The organism is Qipengyuania nanhaisediminis, from assembly GCF_045862805.1.
Classification (GTDB): Bacteria; Pseudomonadota; Alphaproteobacteria; order Sphingomonadales; family Sphingomonadaceae; genus Erythrobacter; species Erythrobacter nanhaisediminis_A.
Genome location: NZ_AP025760.1, coordinates 330,108 through 349,194, shown reverse-complemented (window position 1 = coordinate 349,194; position 19,087 = coordinate 330,108). Strand labels below are relative to the sequence as shown.

Sequence of the window (19,087 nt, the reverse complement as noted above, 5' to 3'; positions counted from 1 at the left end):
CCTGACCAACGAAAAGGGCGCGAACAAGTTTCCCTGTCCGCGCCCGATTGTCTGGTGATGGCAGTCAGCTCTTCTTGTCGCTGCCCGATTCCTCGGATCGCGTGTCATCCTTGGGATCGTCCTTGGAGACGGGCGGCGCTTTCTTCGCAGGCGGCTTTTTCTTTGCCGCCGCCTTGCGCTTCGGTTTGGTCTTGGGCGGGGCCGGAGTAAGCTCAAAGACGGGCTTGCCGTCCTTGACGCTGACATGCACCTCGCCGCCATCGGCGAGCTTGCCGAACAGCAGTTCCTCGGCGAGCGGCTGCTTGATCTTGTCCTGGATCAGCCTGCCCATCGGGCGTGCGCCGTAAAGCTTGTCATAGCCCTTGTCGGCGAGCCATTCGCGCGCATCGCTGTCGAACTGGATGTGGACGTTCTGTTCGGCGAGCTGGAGTTCGAGCTCGAGGATGAACTTGTCTACCACGCGCGCCACCGTGCTCTTGCCGAGATAGGCGAACGGCACGATCGCATCGAGACGGTTGCGGAATTCGGGTGTGAACATCTTCTTCACCGCTTCCGAGCCTGCATCTTCCTTCGACACGTCGCCAAAACCGATGCCCTGGCGCGCCATGTCGGCAGCGCCCGCATTGGTCGTCATGATCAGGACCACATTGCGGAAATCGACCGTCTTGCCGTGGTGGTCGGTCAACCGGCCATTGTCCATCACCTGGAGCAGGATGTTGAACAGGTCGGGATGCGCCTTCTCGATCTCGTCGAGCAGCAGCACGCAGTGTGGGTTCTGATCGACCGCATCGGTGAGCAATCCGCCCTGGTCGTAACCGACATAGCCCGGAGGCGCACCGATCAGGCGACTGACGGAGTGGCGCTCCATATATTCGGACATGTCGAAGCGCTTGAGTTCGATCCCCATGATCGATGCGAGCTGACGCGCGACCTCTGTCTTGCCGACGCCGGTTGGGCCGGAGAACAGGAACGATCCGATCGGCTTGTCGGGATCGCGCAGCCCTGCGCGCGAAAGCTTCATCGCGGTCGACAAGCGAGTGATCGCCTCGTCCTGGCCGAACACGACCTGCTTGAGGTCACGGCCGAGATTTTCGAGCGCCTTCTTGTCGTCCTTCGAGACCGATTTGGGCGGGATGCGCGCCATCGTCGCGATCACGGCCTCGATTTCCTTGGCGGTGATCTTCTTCTTGCGGCGGCTGGGCGGAACCAGCATCTGCATCGCGCCGACCTCGTCGATCACGTCGATCGCCTTGTCGGGCAGCTTGCGGTCATTGATGTAGCGCGCTGAAAGCTCGACCGCGGTCTTGAGCGCATCGGGCGTGTACTTGACGTTGTGGTGCTCTTCGAAGGCGCTGCGCAGGCCCTTGAGAATCTTGATCGTGTCCTCGACCGTGGGTTCGTTTACGTCGATCTTCTGGAAACGGCGCAGCAGCGCGCGGTCCTTCTCGAAGTGGTTGCGAAATTCCTTGTAGGTGGTCGAGCCGATGCAGCGGATCGTCCCGCCCGACAAAGCGGGCTTCAGGAGGTTGGAGGCATCCATTGCCCCGCCGCTGGTCGCGCCCGCGCCGATCACGGTGTGGATCTCGTCGATGAAAAGCACCGCATTGGGCATGCCCTCGAGTTCGGAGACGACCTGCTTCAGACGTTCCTCGAAATCGCCGCGATAGCGGGTGCCGGCAAGCAGCGCACCCATGTCGAGCGAGTAGATCACCGCTTCGGCCAGGACTTCGGGCACGTCGCCTTCGACGATCTTGCGCGCCAGACCTTCGGCAATCGCGGTCTTCCCTACTCCGGGGTCGCCGACATAGAGCGGGTTGTTCTTGCTGCGGCGACAGAGGATCTGGACCGTGCGGTCAACCTCGGGACCGCGGCCGATCAGCGGGTCGACCTTGCCGTCCTCGGCCTTCTTGTTGAGATTGACCGTGAACTGGTCGAGCGCGGTTTCCTTGCCTTTCGCGCCGTCCTTGCTGGCTTCGGCTTCGGCAGCACCGCCATCTTCGCCGCCCTGGGGCGTCTTCGATTCGAGGCTCCGTCCGCCCTTGCCGATGCCGTGGCTGATATAGCTCACCGCATCGAGGCGGCTCATGTCCTGCTGCTGGAGGAAATAGACGGCATAGCTGTCGCGTTCGGAGAAGAGCGCGACAAGCACGTTCGCCCCGGTGACCGTGTCCTTGCCCGAGGACTGGACGTGGAGGATCGCGCGCTGGATCACCCGCTGGAAACCCGCAGTGGGCTGCGGGTCGGCATCTTCCTCGGTCTTGAGGCTCTGATATTCCTGGTCGAGATATTGCTTCACCACCTCGCTCAGTTCGGCCAGGTCCACCCCGCATGCCGCCATGACTTGCGCGCCGTCCTCGTCATCGATCAGGGCAAGCAGGAGATGCTCGAGCGTTGCATATTCATGGCGCCGCTCGGACGCGTGGCCGAGTGCGTTGTGAAGGGTGCGTTCGAGGTTCTGGGCAAAGCTGGGCATCGGGGTCTGTTCTCTATCGGGGGGGTCTGGAGAAGATACGTGATGTATATGGGCTAAAGATGAACGATTGCGAATCCCGTATATGGGAAAGCGCGTTATTCACGAGCCTGAGCCCTTGAACAGCGCATCGGCTGCCGCTCGGTGGGCGCTGGCCTTGTCGCGGTGCGCACGCACGCGAGTGATCTCGGCTTCGAGCAGCGCGATCCGTTCGGCCAGTTCGTCTTGCGAATAGGGTGCCAGATCCTCGCTCGCGAGCCGGCTCGCGGCATCTCCCCTGGGGCGTGGAAGATCCTCTTCATCCATTGCTGACCTGCATCGCAATTTACGCGGCTTGCTGTCAATGTGCATGACCGGTATTTGCCAAGTTCAAGGCGGCCTTGCCGCGACAACAGGTGAATTCAGCACAGTGATTGACCGGGGAATCGAGATGACACAGGCGCGCGCCCGCGTCGTTCCAGACACGATGCAGGCGATCGGCATGTCGGGGCCAGGCGGGCCCGAAGTTCTCCGGCTCGAAGAGATCGCCGTGCCCGAACCGGGACCGCACGACGTCCTGATCCGGGTCGCCTTCGCGGGCGTCAACCGCCCCGATTGCATTCAGCGCGCTGGGCACTATCCCGCGCCGCCCGGTGCCTCGCCTGTTCTCGGGCTCGAAGTGTCTGGCGAGGTGGTCGCAGCGGGCGCCGAAGTGCCAGGCGAAATGATCGGCCAGCAGGTCGCAGCGCTCACTCCGGGTGGCGGTTATGGCGAATTCTGCACTGCGCCGTGGCGACACTGCCTCCCGCTCGAAGGGGCGCTCGACCCGAAAACGGCCGCCGCCCTGCCCGAGACCCTGTTCACAGTCTGGCACAATGTCTTCGAGCGCGGTTTCGCCAAGAATGGCGAGCGCCTGCTGGTTCATGGCGGCACTTCGGGGATCGGGACCATGGCGATCATGCTCGCCCGCGCCTTCGATATCGAGGTCATCGTGACTTGCGGAGACGAGGCCAAGTGTGAAGCCGCGCGTGATCTCGGTGCCAATCTCGCGATCAATTACCGCGAGGCCGATTTCGTCGAAGCGGTAAAGGACCATACCGGCGGCAAGGGAGTCGACATCGTGCTCGACATGGTTTCGGGCGATTACGTCCCGCGCAACCTGCAATGCCTCGCCGAAGATGGCCGCCACGTGACCATCGCGGTGCTGGGCGGGGCCAAGGCCGAACTGTTCATGCCGTTGGTGATGATGCGCCGGCTGACACTGACCGGATCGACCCTGCGCCCGCGCTCCGATGCGTTCAAGGCCGCGCTTGCCGATGAGATCGCAAAACACGCCTGGCCGCTCTTCACAGGTGGCGAACTGGCCCCGGTAATGGACGAGACCTTCCCGCTCGCCGAGGCCGCAAAGGCGCATGCCCGGATGGAAGCGGGCGAGCATATCGGCAAGATCGTGCTCGAGGTTGCGGGCGGATAGCGCGCCCAGGCGAAGCGCCTTCGCGCCTTTTGCTTGCCGATCACGATGGTTTGCCCTATCTGCCAGGGTGCAATGGCCGCTCCGAAAGGGGCGGCCCTTCTATTTTTGACGGAGATTTCCCCATGGCAGACAAGGCCCAGCCCACCCCGCTGATGCCGCACGCCACCGCGACCTGGCTGGTCGACCACACCGGCCTGTCCTTCGAACAGATCGCGCAGTTCTGCGGTCTGCACATCCTCGAAGTGCAGGCGATGGCCGATGACCTTGCGGGCAGCAAATATACCGGGCGCGACCCGGTCCATGCCGGTGAACTCACGCTCGAGGAAATCGAGAAGGGGCAGGCCGATCCCGAGTACAAGCTCAAGATGCACAAGGCGCCGGTCGAGGTCACCCGCACCAAGGGTCCGCGCTACACTCCGGTGTCCAAGCGCCAGGACAAGCCCGACGGGATCGCCTGGATCCTGCGCAATCACCCCGAAGTGTCCGACGCGCAGATTTCCAAGCTGATCGGCACCACCCGCAACACGATCGGCGCGATCCGCGAGCGTTCGCACTGGAACATCCAGAACATCCAGCCCAAGGACCCGGTCACTCTCGGCCTGTGTTCGCAGCGCGAGCTTGACGCGGTGGTGGCCAAGGCTGCCAAGCGCGCCGGCACCGACGAGGAAGCCGTGGTCGCCGATGCCGGCGATGGTCGCAGCGACAAGGACCGCCTCATCGAGGAACTGCGCGCCGAGCGCGAGGCCAATGTCAAGGCAGCCGCCGAAGCCGCGCAGGAAGCCGAGGCCGAGGCATGGCTCGCTGCCAAGCGCGCCGCCGAGGAAGCGGGCGATGACGGGGCGGTCAATCCGCACGAGGACACCGAGCCGCCGGCATTCGCGCCTTCGCAGCCTTCCGAGGAAGAAGCGTTGACCGCGCCGCTCGAAGATGCCGCATCCGAGAAAGCCGCTCCGGCAGAAGCCGAAGAAGAAAAGCCCGAAGCCGAGTAATCGGTAATGCCGCGCTTAATCAGGTGCGCGGCTTTCGGCCCAGCAATCAGGAGCGCCGGACGGGTCATGACCTGTTCGGCGCTTTTGCGTTCTGCCGAATCTGGCTCGCCCGGACCGCTATGGGGCAAACTGGCGCTTGTGCCGGTTTGCCACTTGCGGCATGGTTACTGACATGAATGTCAATACGGCCAGCTACCATCATCCTGTCGCTCCCGATGCGGCGTTCGAGGACCTGACACTCCCCGAAATGTTCGAACGCACGGTGGAGAACGATCGCGCCGCCCCGTTCCTGCATTTCCTCGGTCGCACATATTCCTATGGCGAGATGTTCGACGAGGCGCGCCGCTTCGCTGCCGGGCTGATCGCTGCCGGGATCGAACGCGGAGACCGGGTGGGCCTGTTCCTGCCCAATGTCCCGATCTACGCCTCGGCCTATTATGGCGCGATGATGGCGGGCGCGGTGGTCGTCAATTTCTCGCCGCTCTATTCGGTAGAGGAACTCGCCTGGCAGGTCGGAGACAGCGGCACGCGAGTGCTTGTGACGATCGACGTTCCCGAGCTTTACGACACCGCGGCCAAGGTGCTCGACGGCTCCGATCTTGCTACGCTTGTGGTCGGGTCGCTCGGCGACATGCTGCCGCGCGTCAAGGGAACGGCTCTCAAGCTGTTCAAGCGCAGCCAGATCGCCGATGTACAATGGGGCAGTGCCATCCGCCGCTGGTCCGACATGCTCAAGCCGTGGCCCGAGGGCGAGGCGACTCTCGACGAGCGCGATGCGCTGGCTCTGCTGCAATATACCGGAGGGACCACCGGGCGGCCCAAGGGGGCGATGCTCGGCCACAGCCAGCTGGCCCAGAACGCCCAGCAGGTGGCCGCGATCAACCCCCACGAAAACCCGCGCGAAGAGGTGTTCATGGGCGCCTTGCCGTTCTTCCACGTCTTTGCCAACACCGCGCTGCTCAATCATGCTGTCGCATCGGGTGGCTCGATCGCGATGGTACCGCGCTTCGATGCCGGCCAGGTCCTGAAGACGATCCAGCGCTACCGCGCCACCGGTTTTCCCGGCGTGCCGACAATGTTCCAGGCTCTGCTTGATCATCCAAAGCTGGCGAAGACCGATCTGTCCTCGCTGCGGGTCTGCATTTCGGGCGGCGCGCCGATGCCCGCGCCCGTGCACGACCGGTTCGAGGAGGTCACGGGCGTGCGCGTGGTCGAGGGCTATGGCCTCACCGAGAGCGCGGGCGTTGTCTCTACCAATCCCTATGAGGGCGTGCGCAAGAAGGGCACTATCGGCCAGCTGGTGCCGGGGACCAGCGTCATCCTGCTCGACAAGGAAGACCCGACCATGCTCGCCCCCGAAGGCGAGCCGGGCGAGCTTGCGATCCATGGGCCGCAGATCATGCGCGGCTACTGGAACCGCCCCGAAACCGATGCCGAGACCTTCGTCGAACGCGAGGGCAGGCGCTATCTGCGCACCGGCGATGTCGCCGCGATCGATTCAGACGGGTTCCTTTCGATCGTCGACCGGATCAAGGACATGATCGCGGTCGGCGGGTTCAAGGTCTTCCCGAGCGTGGTCGAGGATGCGCTGCTCAAGCACGAGGCGATCAAGGAGGCGCTCGTGATCGGAGTGCCCGACACTTATCGCGGCGAGGTTCCGCGCGCATATGTGACCCTTGCCGATCCCGAGGCCGATATCGGGGCCGATGCGCTCAAGGGTTGGCTGAACGACCGGATCGGCAAGCACGAGAGGGTCGACAAGGTGGTGATCCGCGAGGAATTGCCCAAGACGATCATCGGCAAGCTCGACCGCAAGGCGTTGCGCGCAGAAGTGCTCTGACAATCAAAATGGAACGCCGCGGACCCGACCCGGGACCGCGGCGTAATCAATGCCGGATTGGCTGTGCGAAGCCTAGTTCGCCATCTGCAACTGCGGGCTCTTGTCACCCTGTTGCGGCTTGGCGGGGGCCGAAGCGGCGCCGGTGCTGGAGGAGGCACGCTGCGAATTGGGCGAGAAGCGCCCGTCGACCTGCGCACCCTGTTCGATGGTGAGCGCGTCATAATGCACATCGCCTTCGATCCGCGCGGTCTTGAGGATCACCAGTTCCTTGGCGGTGATCGACCCGGACACCTTGCCCGACATGCGCGCGGTTTCGGCGGTGACGGCACCCTTGATGACGCTGTGTTCGCCCTGGACCAGCGATGCACATTTGATGTCGCCCTCGATCTTGCCGTCGACGTGCAGGTCGACAGAGGCGCTGATGTCGCCGGTGATGGTCACGTCGGATCCGATCACCGAAAAGGTGGAATTGCCATTGGCCATGTTTTTTCCTCGGGGCTTAGGGGCGGCTGCGGAGGGCGAGGGAGCGGTCCGCTCCTGTTGCGCGGGCTTCTTTGAGAACATCGGGGGCTGTCTCCAGGAAGGGGCGCGGATTGACCGCGCGCCCGTTGACACGAACTTCGAAGTGAAGGTGCGGGCCGGTCGAACGGCCGGTGCTGCCGAGCCCGCCGAGCGTGGCGCCGGCGTCGATATTCTGGCCGGGCCGGACATCGATGCGCGAAAGGTGCGCATAACGTGTCATCAGCCCGTTGCCGTGATCGATCTCGACCACCTTGCCATAGCCGCCGCGGCGACCGGCAAAGGCAACGCGTCCGCGCGCGGCAGCAAGGATCGGCGATCCGGTCGCGCCCTTGAAATCGATCCCGCTGTGCATTGCACCGCGGCGGGTGAAGGGGTCGCGGCGATAGCCATAGGACGAGGTGATCCGCTGGTCGGCTGCGGGGACGACCTGCGGCACGCCTTCGAGCGCGCGTTCGAGCGCGGACATGCGCGCCAGGCTCAGCCCCAGGCGTTCGAAGCGCGGATCGAGCGAACCGTCAGACGACGTGGCGAGAATTTCGAGCGGACCACCCATCGCGGCCTCGGCATCGGCACGCGCGGCGCGGGCCATGGCGCGCGGATCGAGGTTGAGCTTGCGCAAGGCTTCCTCGGCACGCTCGGCGCGCCAGTCGGCAAAGCGGGTCATGTTCTCGACAAAGGCGAGCTGGCGAGCCTCGATCTCGGCGAGCCCGCGCGCCTGCGGGAAGAACGCGCCGACCTGGTCGATCGTGGCTGCGGTCTCTTCCGAGGAATCGGTGACATTGGTGTCGACGGTGCGGATGTCCTCGGGCAGCACCTCGACCATTGCGTCGAGCACTTGCTGGCGGGTCTGGAGATCTTCGACCACGCGATCGATGTCGCTGCCATAGGCGTCGAGTCGTTCCTGCGCGCTCGCAACCTCGGCCTTCTCGTCCTGGAACGAGGCAAGGCTGGCTTCGGCGGAATGCTTGTTCCACGCCATCACGCCCATCGACCCGGCCCAGCCGACAGCGAGCAGCGCGGCAGCCGCGGCGGCGCCCATCTGCAGGCGCGACGAAATCTTGATAAAACGTACCTGACCCTGGGAGCGCATGAAAAATTCGCGATCCGGAAACCGCTCGCGCAGCCTCTCACCCCATGGGCGTTTTTCCGTTGTGTTCGACAAGTTGACCCCGATTTTTTCTGTGTCCCGTCGCAGGCTGCGCTACCAACTCCGGGGCCAAAAATCGAATCACAGCAAAGGCCTAACAGGCGAACCGATGATTTATCGCGGTGAGTCGTTTATTTCGCGGGAACCACAGGGGGTTTCACGGTGTTGTCGGAAGGTTTCACCCTTACCTCTCGGTAAGATGCCTGCCGATTCGCTTGTTTGGGCATCGGCTCTCGGGCGCTGACAGCGATGGGCAGCGCTGCTATTGCACCTATTGATGACCGTTCCCGAATCCGTGTCAATGCCCCAGGGGCAGGGCGACTCTGCGCGAATCGTCACCGAGATGGCAGGCAAGGCACGGCGTGCGCAGCGCGAACTTGCGGCCATGACCAGCGCGGCTCGCGCGAGCGCTTTGTGCGAAGCGGCCCGGGCGCTTCGCCAGGCGCGCGATGCCGTGCTCGATGCCAACCGTCAGGATGTTGCAGACGCGCGCAGCCAGGGGCTGAGCGATGCTCTTCTCGACCGCCTGGCCATCGACGAAACCCGGCTCGAAGCGATTGCGAGCGCGGTCGAGCAGGTGGCCGCCCTCCCAGACCCGCTTGGCACGGTGATCGATGCAAGCGAGCGTCCCAATGGCCTGCGGCTAAGCCGGGTGCGTGTTCCGATCGGCACGATCGGCATCATCTATGAAAGCCGCCCCAACGTCACCGCCGACGCCGCGGCTCTGTGCGTGCGATCGGGCAATGCGGCATTGCTGCGCGGCGGGAGCGAGGCGGCGCGCACCAATCGCGCCATTCTTGCCGCGTTCCAAGGCGGGCTCGCCGCAGGCGGCGTGCCGGCAGAGGCGGTCCAGCTCATCCCGACTCAGGACCGCGCGGCGGTGAGCGCCATGCTCGCGGCGGCTGGCCTCATCGACATGATCATCCCGCGCGGCGGGCGCGGTCTTGTCGAGCGGGTCCAAGCCGATGCGCGCGTCCCGGTGCTCGCCCATCTCGACGGGGTGTGCCACACCTTTGTCCATGCCGATGCCGATCCCGAAATGGCGCGCGCGATCGCCGTGAACGCCAAGCTGCGCCGCCCGGGCATTTGCGGAGCGATGGAAACGCTTCTGATCGACAGCGGCTTTGCCAGGGCTGCCGACCTTGTGGGCGCTCTGATCGATGGCGGCTGCGAGCTGCGCGGCGACGGGCGGGCGCAGGCGCTCGATCCGCGGATCGGGCGTGCGCACGAGGGCGATTGGGACACCGAATATCTCGACGCGGTACTTTCGGTTGCGATCGTCGACGGAATCGAGCCCGCGCTGGCGCATATCGCGGCCCATTCATCGGGCCACACCGATGCGATCGTCACCGCTGACGAGGCCGCGGCCGAGCGCTTCCTCGCCGAAGTGGACAGCGCGATCGTTATGCACAACGCCTCGTCGCAATTTGCCGATGGTGGCGAATTCGGGCTCGGCGCGGAAATCGGGATTGCCACCGGGCGCCTGCATGCGCGCGGGCCCGTCGCGCTCGAGGGGCTGACCACCTACAAATGGCTCGTGCGCGGCAACGGCCAGGCGCGGCCCTGAACGATGCGCACCGGATTGCTCGGCGGCAGTTTCAACCCCGCGCATGGCGGGCATCGGCGGATCACTCTTTTCGCCATGACAGCGCTGGGGCTCGATGAAGCGTGGTGGCTGGTTTCCCCGGGCAATCCGCTGAAACCGAAAAAGGGCATGGCGCCGCTCGCCGCGCGGCTGCAATCGGCGCAGCTCCAGGCGCGCCGCGCCCCGATAGTCCCGACCGCGATCGAGACCGAGCTGGGCACCCGTTACACCGTCAATACTCTCGGAGCGCTCAAGCGGCGCTATCCGACCCGCGAATTCGTCTGGATGATGGGGTCCGACAATCTCGCCCAGTTCCACCGCTGGAAGGACTGGCGCAGGATCGCGCGGACCATGCCGATTGCAGTCATCGCGCGGCCCGGCTATAACGGCGAAGCCATGACGAGCCCCGCCATGGCCTGGCTCAGGCGCTACAAGGTGTCTGCCGCCAGATTTCGCAACCGGGGGCAATGGAGCGCACCGGCACTGGTGTTCATGCGTTTCGATCCTGACCAGCGTTCGGCCACGGCGATCCGCCGCGCCAACGCCGAATGGGCGGACGCTTTTCGCACGACCAATGTTCGCGATCCGCTGACGAACCGGCTCATCGCCTCGCAGGATGCCGCATGAAGCGCTCGCGCATTTGTGCCCGCCTCCTTGCCAAGCTTTCGGCCAATACCCATCTCGACCCATCCATCCGGAGACGTGAACCCGCCTATGACTCAGGCACAAACCCCGACTGCCGGGGCTTCGGCAGAATTGACAAAGGCCGCCTTGAACATGCCCGCTGAACCTTCGCACGACGCCTTGCACCAACTGGTCATGAGCCAGCTCGATGATGACCAGGCGCAGGACATCGTCTCGATCCCGCTCGTGGGAAAGAGCTCGGTCGCCGATCACATGGTGATCGCCAGCGGTCGCTCGACCCGGCAGGTCGCGGCGATGGCGCAAAAGCTTTCGGAAAAGGTCAAGCAGGCAGGCTTCGGCCCGGTCCGGATCGAGGGACTGCCGCAGGCCGACTGGGTGTTGATCGATGCCGGCGATGTCGTCGTGCACCTGTTCCGCCCCGAAGTGCGCAGCTTCTACAACCTCGAACGCATGTGGTCGTTCGAAGGCGGCGAGGCTGCCGCTTCGTAACGACCGGGGCCTGGCGCAGGGCGCGCCAGCCTGACCTGCCAGCCGAACGAAACGCTGTGCGTCGGCCACATCCAAGCCGGGGATCGTTGCCATCCTGCTTCATGTCATCGCTCGCGGAAAGATCGCCCGCTCGCCCGAGGCCGAGCTTGTCGCGCGATATGAAAAACGGCTGACCTGGCCGGTGCGGCTGACCGAACTGCCCGAGACCGGCGGCAAGATTCCCGAACCGCTCAATCCGCACAAGACCGTGCTGCTCGACGAGCGTGGCAAGGCGATGGCTTCCGACAAAATGGCGCAAACGCTCGCGCGCTGGCGCGATGACGGGATGCGCGAGACCCGTTTCGTGATCGGAGCTGCCGATGGCCACAGCGCGAGCGAACGGGCCGAGGCGGACCTCCTGCTCGCCTTCGGTCCGGCGACCTGGCCGCATCTGCTTGCCCGCGCCATGCTGATGGAACAGCTTTACCGCGCGACGAGTATTCTTGCAGGCCATCCCTATCATCGGGCAGGATAGGCTCCGCGATGATTTCTCCCGGTATCCGCCTCCCTGCAATCGCTGCAACATGCGCCGCTCTGCTGTTTGCGGTTCCGCATGGCTGGGCGCAGCGCGAGGTTACCCTGCTCGAACCGGACGAAGCCCAGGCCCAGCTGACCCGCGCGACCCGCGAAAGCCAGCGTGCCGAGGCGCGCGCGGCACGGCTGGCGCGCGAAGCCGCTGCGGCGACCGAGGCTGCCGAGCGCACCGCGCGCGAAGCTGCTTCGATCGCAGCGCAGATCCAGGCCGCCGAAGCCGATATCGCGGCGGCGCAGGCGCGCTATGCGCTTGCCAGTGCCGAACGCGCGGCGCTTTCCGCACGGCTAGCCGAACGTCAGCAACCGCTTGTCCGGCTGACCGCCGCGCTGCAGACCACCGCCCGGCGACCGCTCGCGCTGTCCGCGCTTCAGCCGGGTTCGCTCAAGGACCTCGTCCATGTGCGCGCAGTGCTCGACAGCGCGGTTCCCCGGATTCGCCGCCAGACCGCCGCCTTGCGGAGCGAGCTCGAACGCGGGCGCAGGATCGAACGGCGTGCCGCCGAAGCGATCGCCAATCTGCGCGCAGGCGAGGACAAGTTGCAGGCAAGGCGTTCCGAGCTCGCAGCGATGGAAACCCGCCAGCGGATCGCATCACGCGACGCCCGGGCGGTTGCCGCGCGAGAAAGCGAACGCGCGCTCGCCCTGGCCGAAGAAGCGCGCGATCTCGATGGACTTGTCGACACGTTGGGCGAGGCGGCACGTCTCAGGCGCGAGCTGGCAGCGCTCCCGGGGCCGATTCTCCGACCGGCCAATATCGCGGCCGAAGTTGCGGATGATGCCGCTACTGTGTCGGCACCCGCTCCTTCGAGCACGCGACCGCCCGGTTATCAGCTGCCCGTCCAGGGGCGTATCATTTCGGGCTTTGGCGAGCGCCGCGACAGCGGGCTGCGTTCGACCGGGGTGACGCTGGCCCCGGCGCCGGGCGCGCAGGTCATCGCCCCGTCATCGGGCCGGGTGGCTTTTGCCGGGCCCTATCGCGGGTTCGGACAGATTGCGATCATCGAGCATCCGGGCGGCTGGACCAGCCTCGTCACCGGTCTGTCGCGCAACGATGTCGCCGTGGGCGACACGCTCATCGCTGGCGCGCCCCTGGGGGTCGCGGGGCGCGATGAACCCGTCGTCACCGTCGAACTCCGGCGCGACGGCGAACCGGTCAATCCGCTCGATTTCCTTCGTTAGCGGCTCCGCAACCGCCGTTAAGCCCGCCGCCGCCTTTTGCCCCGCGGCGGGACAGCCAGCAGAAGCAGATATGCTGCTGGTCGATGTTATCTGGCGTTCAGGCACCTGCTCCTATACCATTCGGGCACGAAAGGAGCCTTTTGCCCTCATGAAGATAGCCGCCTTGCTTCGCAGCGCCGCGCTCGTCACTGCCGTTGCGCTTGTCCCTGCCACCACCGCCACCATGGCGCAGGTCGATGGACGCGCGGGGCCCGAGCTCGCCAAGCTCTACACCATCATGCAACGCGTGCAGGCGAACTATGTCGAACCGGTCGAGGACGACGTCCTGATCCGCGGCGCGATTGACGGAATGCTGGCGGCGCTCGATCCGCACAGCGCCTATCTCGACGGCAGCGACCTGCAACGGCTCAACACCATGATCGATGGCAATTATTCTGGCCTCGGCCTTTCGGTCATCATGGAAGAGGGCGCGGTCAAGGTCATCTCGCCGTTCCGCGGCAGCCCGGCCGACGAGGCCGGCATAAAGGCGGGCGATTACATCACCCATCTCAATGGCGAGCTGATCTACGGCGGCGACCTCGACGACGCGGTCGCGCGGATGCGCGGCAAGGCAGGAACTTCGATCCGGCTGACGATCTTCCGACCCGGGCGCGACGAACCGATCGAGGTCGATGTGACCCGCGGCGTGATCGAGCTCGAACCGGTCACTCACACCCTGCAATCGGGCAATATCGGGGTGATTTCGGTCAACGAGTTTTCCGCCGATGTCGGGGTCGATGTCTATCGCGCTTGGCAAGCCTTGCAGGAAGAGGCGAGCGGGCGGATGAGCGGGCTGGTGCTCGACCTGCGCTCGAACCCGGGCGGCAGCCTAGACGAGGCAGTCGCGCTTTCGGACCTGTTCCTCGAAGAGGGGCGGATCGTCTCGCAGCGCGGCCGCGCGCGCGGCGAAACCCTGCTCTACGATGCCGAGACCGTTTTCCGCGGCGACATGGCGGAAGGCGTCCCGATCATCGTGCTGATCGATGCCGGCTCCGCTTCGGCTTCGGAAATCGTCGCGGGTGCCTTGCAGGATCACCGCCGCGCGCTGATCATGGGCCAGCGCAGCTTTGGCAAGGGTTCGGTTCAGTCGCTGCTCCCGCTCGGTCCCGACACCGCGCTCAAACTGACGACCGCGCGCTATTTCACGCCATCGGGCAAATCGGTGCAGGAGGGCGGGATCAAGCCCGATATCCGCGTGCCGCAATTGTCCGACCCGGATTTTGCGCTGCGCGAACGTTACCAGACGCGCGAGAGCGATCTGCGCGGCCACCTGATCAACGAGCTCAGTATCGACGACAAGGAGATGGAAGATGACGCGATCGCCGATCCGCGCTTCCAGCTCACCGCCGAACAGCTCGAGGAGCAGGGAATCGAGGATTTCCAGCTGCACTACGCGCTCGAAACCCTGCGCCGCACCACGGCCAGTTCGGTCGCGCTGCGGTCACGCCGCTAGTCACGCGCAGGCCAGCGGGCTAAGGGCCTCGCCATGACCGGTTTGACACAGGCACGCGCGCTGGCGCTGGTGATTTCGGGCGGGCTGCTCGCGGGCGCCTATGTCTCGCAATATGTCTTCGGGCTCTATCCTTGCGAAATGTGCTGGTGGCAGCGCTGGCCGCATTTCGCCGCACTCGGCCTTGCGATTCTATCGATCAGGATGGCGCCGCAGCGGGTGTGGGTCGCGCTGGCGGGACTTGCGATCATCACCTCGGGGCTGATCGGCGGGTTCCACGCCGGGGTCGAGTATGGCTGGTGGGAAGGGATCACCGGCTGCAGCAGCGCGCCTGGCACGATCGACGTCATGGACGTCGCCGCGGCGCCGCTGGTGCGCTGCGACGTCGCGCCCTGGAGTCTGTTGGGAGTCTCGCTCGCGGGGTGGAATTTTCTGATCTCAACCATTGGCGGGGGAGCCGTTTGCGCGCTCGCTGCGTTTAAGAGATAAGACCAAGCAGGAGCCCCGCGCGATGGACAAGAACGAACTGCACCGGATGATCAGGGTCGACCAGGCCGGCGAATTCGGTGCGACCCGGATTTACGAAGGCCAGCTCGCGGTGATGGGCGATCGCGGCCCGCACTCGGCGGAGATCCGTCACATGGCCGAACAGGAAGAGGGGCACCGCGCGCGTTTCGATGCGATGATGGCGCGGCGCGGGGTGCGCCCGACCGCGCTGCAACCCTTCTGGTCCATGGCCGGATACGCGCTGGGCGCAGGAACCGCGCTGCTCGGGCCCGAAGCGGCGATGGCGTGCACAGCCGCAGTCGAGGAAGAGATCGACAAGCATTATTCCGAGCAGCTCGACCGGCTTGCCGAGACCAATTCCGATCCCGAACTCGAAGAGATGATCGAGGAATTCCGCGAGGACGAGCGCGCCCACCGCGATGCCGCCATCGCTCACGGGGCCGAGAAAGCGCCCGCCTACCCACTGCTTTCAGGCGCAATCCGCCTCGGCTGCAAGCTGGCCATCAAGATCAGCGAACGGGTCTGACAGGCAGGAACTTCAGAGGCGGTTCAGCCGCTGCTATCGACAATGGCTCACGAACACGCTCCGTGCGAGAGGATGACAACATGACCCGCTTTGCCCGCATTGCCCTGATCGCCCCCTTGGCTGCCCCCCTGGTCGCCTTTGCCGCGACCGGCCCTGTCAGCGCGCAGGGCGAAGGGGGAGACCGCGTGAACATGGTAATCGCCTATGACGAGAGCGAATGCCCAACGCCCACGGTCGAGGGCGAGATCGTGGTATGCGAAATCCTCGTCGAGGCCGAACGCTATCGTATTCCCTCGAATCTTCGCCATAGCGACGCTCCCGAGAACACCAGCTGGGCGCGGCGGGTAGAGACGATCCGTTATATCGGCGAATTCGGCACCATGAGCTGCAGCCCGGCCGGTGCTGGCGGCTTCACCGGCTGCACCCAGAAGATGATCGAGGCCGCCTATGCCGACCGCGCCGAAAGCGAGAACGTGCGCTTCAGCCAGCTGATCGAACAGGCGCGGCAGGAACGGCTTTCGACGATCGATGCCGATGCCGCTGCGGAGCAGGAACGGGTCGAGGCGATCGAGCGCGAGTATCTCGAGCGGCTCGAACGCGAGCGCGATGCGCCCTTGCCGGGTGAAGCGGACCTGCCGAGCCCCGCCCCGGAAGGCGTTGACAGCGACGGCTGATCAGACGCCGTAATAGTCGCGGTACCAGGCTACGAAATTGCGGATTCCCTCGCGCACGCCGGTTTCGGGCGTGTAGCCAGTCAGTTCGTGCAGCAAGGTCGCATCGGCCCAGGTCGCGGGCACGTCTCCCTTTTGCATTGGCAGGTGGTTGCGCCTGGCCTCGCGCCCGCATTCTGCCTCGATCGCGTCGACGAAATCGGAAAGACGCACCTTGTCCGAATTGCCGATATTGATCGTGCGGAACGGTGCGACCGGCGACAGCGTGTCCCAAGCCGGGATCTGGTCCGGATTTCCGGGGCGCACCGGCGGGGTGTCGATCAGCAACCGGATCGCGCGCACGAGGTCGGTCACATAGGTGAAATCGCGGTACATCTCGCCCGAATTGTAGATGTCGATCGGTTCGCCTTCGAGGATGCCGCGCGTGAACTTGAACAGCGCCATGTCCGGCCGTCCCCAGGGGCCATAGACGGTGAAGAAGCGGAACATGGTGGTCGGCAGGTTCCACAGATGGGCATAGCTGTGCGCCATCGCCTCGTTCGCCTTCTTGGTCGCGGCATAGAGCGTAAGCGGATGATCGGTCCGGTGCTGCTCGGAAAATGGCATCTGCGTGTTCGCGCCATAGACCGAACTGGTCGATGCCATCAGGAGGTGCTCCACCGCCTGTTCGCGCGCGCATTCCATCAGGTTGAAAGTGCCGGTAAGATTGGCATCGACATAGGCCCGCGGATTTTCGAGGCTGTAGCGCACTCCTGCCTGTGCCGCGAGGTGGACAATCACGTCGGGCTTCGCTTCGGCAACGCACCGGGCGAGCGTTTCAGCGTCCTCGAGCTTCGCCTCGGTCGCACTGAAATGCGCCTGCTGTTCGAGCATTGCGTGGCGCCGCTGTTTCAGCGTCACGTCGTAATAATCGGTCATCGCGTCATAGCCGACGACCCGAAACCCCTCGCCGAGCAGCAAGTTCGCCAGATGGTAGCCGATGAAACCGGCCGAACCGGTGATAAAGACAGTGCGCATGGACGAGGCCTCTTTGAGCCTCAGGCGTCTACACCAGCCAGGCTGCGCTCGCCAATGCGCTCCCCTGTTTCAGCCACAATTGCGCGAAAATAGGCGATGGTGCGATCGAGCCCGTCCTCGAGGGCGACGGTCGGTTTCCAGCCGAGCTTGCGCCGGGCAAGCGCGATGTCGGGCCTGCGCTGGAGCGGGTCGTCCTGCGGCAGGGGTTTCGTGACCAAGCGCGAGGGACCGCCGATCTTGGCCAGCACCATCTCGGCCAGTTCGCGGATCGTGAACTCGCTCGGATTGCCGAGATTGACCGGGCCATGCAGGTCCGGGCCTGCTTCCATCATGCGCACGAACCCCTCGATCAGATCGTCGACATAGCAGAAGCTGCGGGTCTGCGACCCGTCGCCATAGATGGTGATATCCTCGCCGCGCAGCGCCTGGACGATGAAATTTGAAACCACGCGGCCATCGGAGGCGTGCATGCGCGGGCCATAGGTGTTGAAGATCCGCGCGACCTTGATGTCGATGCCGTGCTGGCGGTGATAGTCGAAGAACAGCGTTTCGGCACAGCGCTTTCCCTCGTCATAGCAGGAGCGCGGGCCGATCGGATTGACATTGCCCCAATATTGTTCGGGCTGAGGGTGGATCGAGGGGTCGCCATAGACCTCGCTGGTCGAGGCCTGGAAGATCGGGACCTTCAGCCGCTTGGCAAGGCCGAGCATGTTGATGGCGCCGTGGACGCTCGTCTTGGTCGTCTGAACCGGATCGTGCTGGTAGTGGACCGGAGATGCCGGACAGGCGAGGTTCCAGATCTCGTCCACCTCTACATAGAGTGGCATGGTCACGTCGTGCCGCATGAAATCGAAGCGCGGATGCGGCGCGAGATGGTCGATATTGGTCTTGTCGCCGGTAAACAGGTTGTCGACGCACAGCACCTCGTCCCCGCGCGCGAGCAGGCGGTCGGCGAGGTGCGAACCCAGGAAGCCCGCGCCGCCGGTGATCAGGACGCGGCGGCGACCGTAATTCCTGCGCTTTGCGATGTTTGCCACCTTTCTTGCTCCTCTTTTTGCGATAGCGCGAGTGACACGGGATGGTGCGCCAACTCCGTGAGGCCAAGGACAAGTGCCACCAAAACCGAGCAAGCCTTCCGCTCGCGCCCTGTTCAGAACTGGTGATACTTATGCAGCGCCCGCAGCGTGTATTGCGCGAAGTGATAGGCGCTTTCGATCGGGCCAAGCCGTTCGACCTGGCGATAGGCCCGCCAGACCTGTGCGGCGCTGTTGCGCTTGTCGCGGCTGACCGATCCTTCCATCACCCGGTAGCGCATCAGGTCCTCGTCGAGCCCGACTGCTATTCCGCCCGGCTTGAGCAGCGCCAGCCAGCACGCGAAATCGTCGTAATAGGTATCGCGCATCGCGAACCGGCCCGACAACGCGCGATCGACGAGGACGGTCGAGGTCGCGATCGCGGTGTTGCCGAGCAATTGCCGGTAGGAGAGCTGCGCCGGCACTCCGATATAGGTTCCCGTGCGCGTTCCGTCGGCGCTGATCCGCCGGAAACCCGTGAACGACAGGACCGCGCGCTGATGTGCGCGGTGAAAGGCGAGCTGGCGCTCGAGCTTGTCGGGCAACCACAGGTCATCGCTGTCGAGAAAGGCGATCCAGCGCCCCCGCGCCGCGGCAAGCGCGTGGTTGCGCGCGGCAGCTGGCCCGCCATTCTCGGCTGGCTCGATCAATCGGATGCGCGCATCGTCCCTCGCCAGGGTGCGCACGATCGCTCGGGTATCATCGGGTCCGCAATCCTCCGCAATCAGCATTTCCCAATCACCATGGGTCTGCGCCTGCACCGAGGCGATCGTATCGCCGATCACCCCTGCCGCCTTGTAGGCCGGGGTGATGATCGAGACCAAAGCATCCGTGGTCGAGGAAACTGGGTTTGCCTGCATCAGGGCCCTCCTGCCAAACCTGACCCGGCCCTACAGGCTCGTGCGCTTTTGT

Annotated in this window: 19 protein-coding genes; 12 read left to right on the top strand and 7 right to left on the bottom strand. The window is 64.8% G+C overall.

The features are described from left to right. Positions 1–64 precede the first annotated feature (64 nt). Positions 65–2,473 carry an ATP-dependent Clp protease ATP-binding subunit ClpA gene (clpA, locus tag ACKTSM_RS01700; RefSeq protein WP_407875419.1) on the bottom strand — a complete coding sequence of 803 codons (2,409 nt, stop codon included), beginning with the start codon at positions 2,471–2,473 and terminating at the stop codon, positions 65–67. A gap of 99 nt (positions 2,474–2,572) precedes the next feature. Then, entirely contained in the window at positions 2,573–2,776 is a 204-nt protein-coding gene (locus ACKTSM_RS01695) for a DUF1192 domain-containing protein (protein WP_407875418.1), read from the bottom strand. Positions 2,777–2,900: 124 nt separating this feature from the next. Here ACKTSM_RS01695 and ACKTSM_RS01690 point away from each other — a divergent pair, with 124 nt between their 5' ends. The 3 genes from ACKTSM_RS01690 (at position 2,901) to ACKTSM_RS01680 (ending at position 6,752) form a co-directional block, all read left to right on the top strand. Further along, the gene (locus tag ACKTSM_RS01690; RefSeq protein ID WP_407875417.1) at positions 2,901–3,923 is read left to right on the top strand and encodes an NAD(P)H-quinone oxidoreductase; all 1,023 of its coding nucleotides are present in this window, start codon (positions 2,901–2,903) and stop codon (positions 3,921–3,923) included. Between the two features lie 122 nt (positions 3,924–4,045). Beyond that, positions 4,046–4,912 (top strand): cell cycle transcriptional regulator TrcR, encoded by an 867-nt coding sequence (locus ACKTSM_RS01685; RefSeq protein WP_407875416.1) that lies wholly within the window; start codon positions 4,046–4,048, stop codon positions 4,910–4,912. Positions 4,913–5,084: 172 nt separating this feature from the next. Next, positions 5,085–6,752 carry an AMP-binding protein gene (locus ACKTSM_RS01680; protein WP_407875415.1) on the top strand — a complete coding sequence of 556 codons (1,668 nt, stop codon included), beginning with the start codon at positions 5,085–5,087 and terminating at the stop codon, positions 6,750–6,752. Positions 6,753–6,824: 72 nt separating this feature from the next. Here ACKTSM_RS01680 and ACKTSM_RS01675 read toward each other — a convergent pair whose 3' ends face one another. Continuing rightward, complete coding sequence (locus ACKTSM_RS01675) at positions 6,825–7,235, bottom strand: polymer-forming cytoskeletal protein (protein ID WP_407875414.1); 411 nt, start codon at positions 7,233–7,235, stop codon at positions 6,825–6,827. A 16-nt stretch (positions 7,236–7,251) separates the two neighbouring features. Beyond that, positions 7,252–8,313, bottom strand: coding sequence for a peptidoglycan DD-metalloendopeptidase family protein (locus tag ACKTSM_RS01670; protein WP_407875413.1), 1,062 nt, complete (start codon positions 8,311–8,313; stop codon positions 7,252–7,254). A 409-nt stretch (positions 8,314–8,722) separates the two neighbouring features. Between ACKTSM_RS01670 and ACKTSM_RS01665 the strand changes: the two genes are divergently transcribed. From ACKTSM_RS01665 to ACKTSM_RS01625, 9 genes are all read left to right on the top strand, one after another. Next, complete coding sequence (locus tag ACKTSM_RS01665) at positions 8,723–9,988, top strand: glutamate-5-semialdehyde dehydrogenase (RefSeq protein WP_407876390.1); 1,266 nt, start codon at positions 8,723–8,725, stop codon at positions 9,986–9,988. A gap of 3 nt (positions 9,989–9,991) precedes the next feature. Continuing rightward, on the top strand, positions 9,992–10,633 hold the full coding sequence (locus tag ACKTSM_RS01660) for a nicotinate-nucleotide adenylyltransferase (protein ID WP_407875412.1): 642 nt from the start codon (positions 9,992–9,994) through the stop codon (positions 10,631–10,633). A 150-nt stretch (positions 10,634–10,783) separates the two neighbouring features. Further along, positions 10,784–11,140, top strand: a complete 357-nt coding sequence (gene rsfS / locus ACKTSM_RS01655) for a ribosome silencing factor (RefSeq protein WP_407875411.1) — start codon at positions 10,784–10,786, stop codon at positions 11,138–11,140. A 91-nt stretch (positions 11,141–11,231) separates the two neighbouring features. Beyond that, positions 11,232–11,654, top strand: coding sequence for a 23S rRNA (pseudouridine(1915)-N(3))-methyltransferase RlmH (locus tag ACKTSM_RS01650; protein ID WP_407876389.1), 423 nt, complete (start codon positions 11,232–11,234; stop codon positions 11,652–11,654). An 8-nt stretch (positions 11,655–11,662) separates the two neighbouring features. Continuing rightward, on the top strand, positions 11,663–12,892 hold the full coding sequence (locus ACKTSM_RS01645; RefSeq protein ID WP_407875410.1) for a murein hydrolase activator EnvC family protein: 1,230 nt from the start codon (positions 11,663–11,665) through the stop codon (positions 12,890–12,892). Between the two features lie 148 nt (positions 12,893–13,040). Beyond that, complete coding sequence (locus tag ACKTSM_RS01640) at positions 13,041–14,384, top strand: S41 family peptidase (RefSeq protein WP_407875409.1); 1,344 nt, start codon at positions 13,041–13,043, stop codon at positions 14,382–14,384. Between the two features lie 33 nt (positions 14,385–14,417). Then, entirely contained in the window at positions 14,418–14,870 is a 453-nt protein-coding gene (locus ACKTSM_RS01635; RefSeq protein ID WP_407875408.1) for a disulfide bond formation protein B, read from the top strand. A gap of 22 nt (positions 14,871–14,892) precedes the next feature. Further along, positions 14,893–15,414 (top strand): demethoxyubiquinone hydroxylase family protein, encoded by a 522-nt coding sequence (locus ACKTSM_RS01630; RefSeq protein ID WP_407875407.1) that lies wholly within the window; start codon positions 14,893–14,895, stop codon positions 15,412–15,414. Positions 15,415–15,494: 80 nt separating this feature from the next. Continuing rightward, positions 15,495–16,088, top strand: a complete 594-nt coding sequence (locus tag ACKTSM_RS01625) for a hypothetical protein (RefSeq protein WP_407875406.1) — start codon at positions 15,495–15,497, stop codon at positions 16,086–16,088. Here the strand turns inward: ACKTSM_RS01625 and ACKTSM_RS01620 are convergent, their stop codons facing one another. From ACKTSM_RS01620 to ACKTSM_RS01610, 3 genes are all read right to left on the bottom strand, one after another. Further along, positions 16,089–17,102: an SDR family NAD(P)-dependent oxidoreductase gene (locus tag ACKTSM_RS01620; protein ID WP_407875405.1), complete on the bottom strand. Its 1,014-nt coding sequence runs from the start codon at positions 17,100–17,102 to the stop codon at positions 16,089–16,091. Between the two features lie 20 nt (positions 17,103–17,122). Then, on the bottom strand, positions 17,123–18,130 hold the full coding sequence (locus ACKTSM_RS01615; protein WP_407876388.1) for a UDP-glucuronic acid decarboxylase family protein: 1,008 nt from the start codon (positions 18,128–18,130) through the stop codon (positions 17,123–17,125). A 122-nt stretch (positions 18,131–18,252) separates the two neighbouring features. After that, complete coding sequence (locus ACKTSM_RS01610) at positions 18,253–19,035, bottom strand: glycosyltransferase family 2 protein (RefSeq protein WP_407875404.1); 783 nt, start codon at positions 19,033–19,035, stop codon at positions 18,253–18,255. Positions 19,036–19,087: the final 52 nt, after the last annotated feature.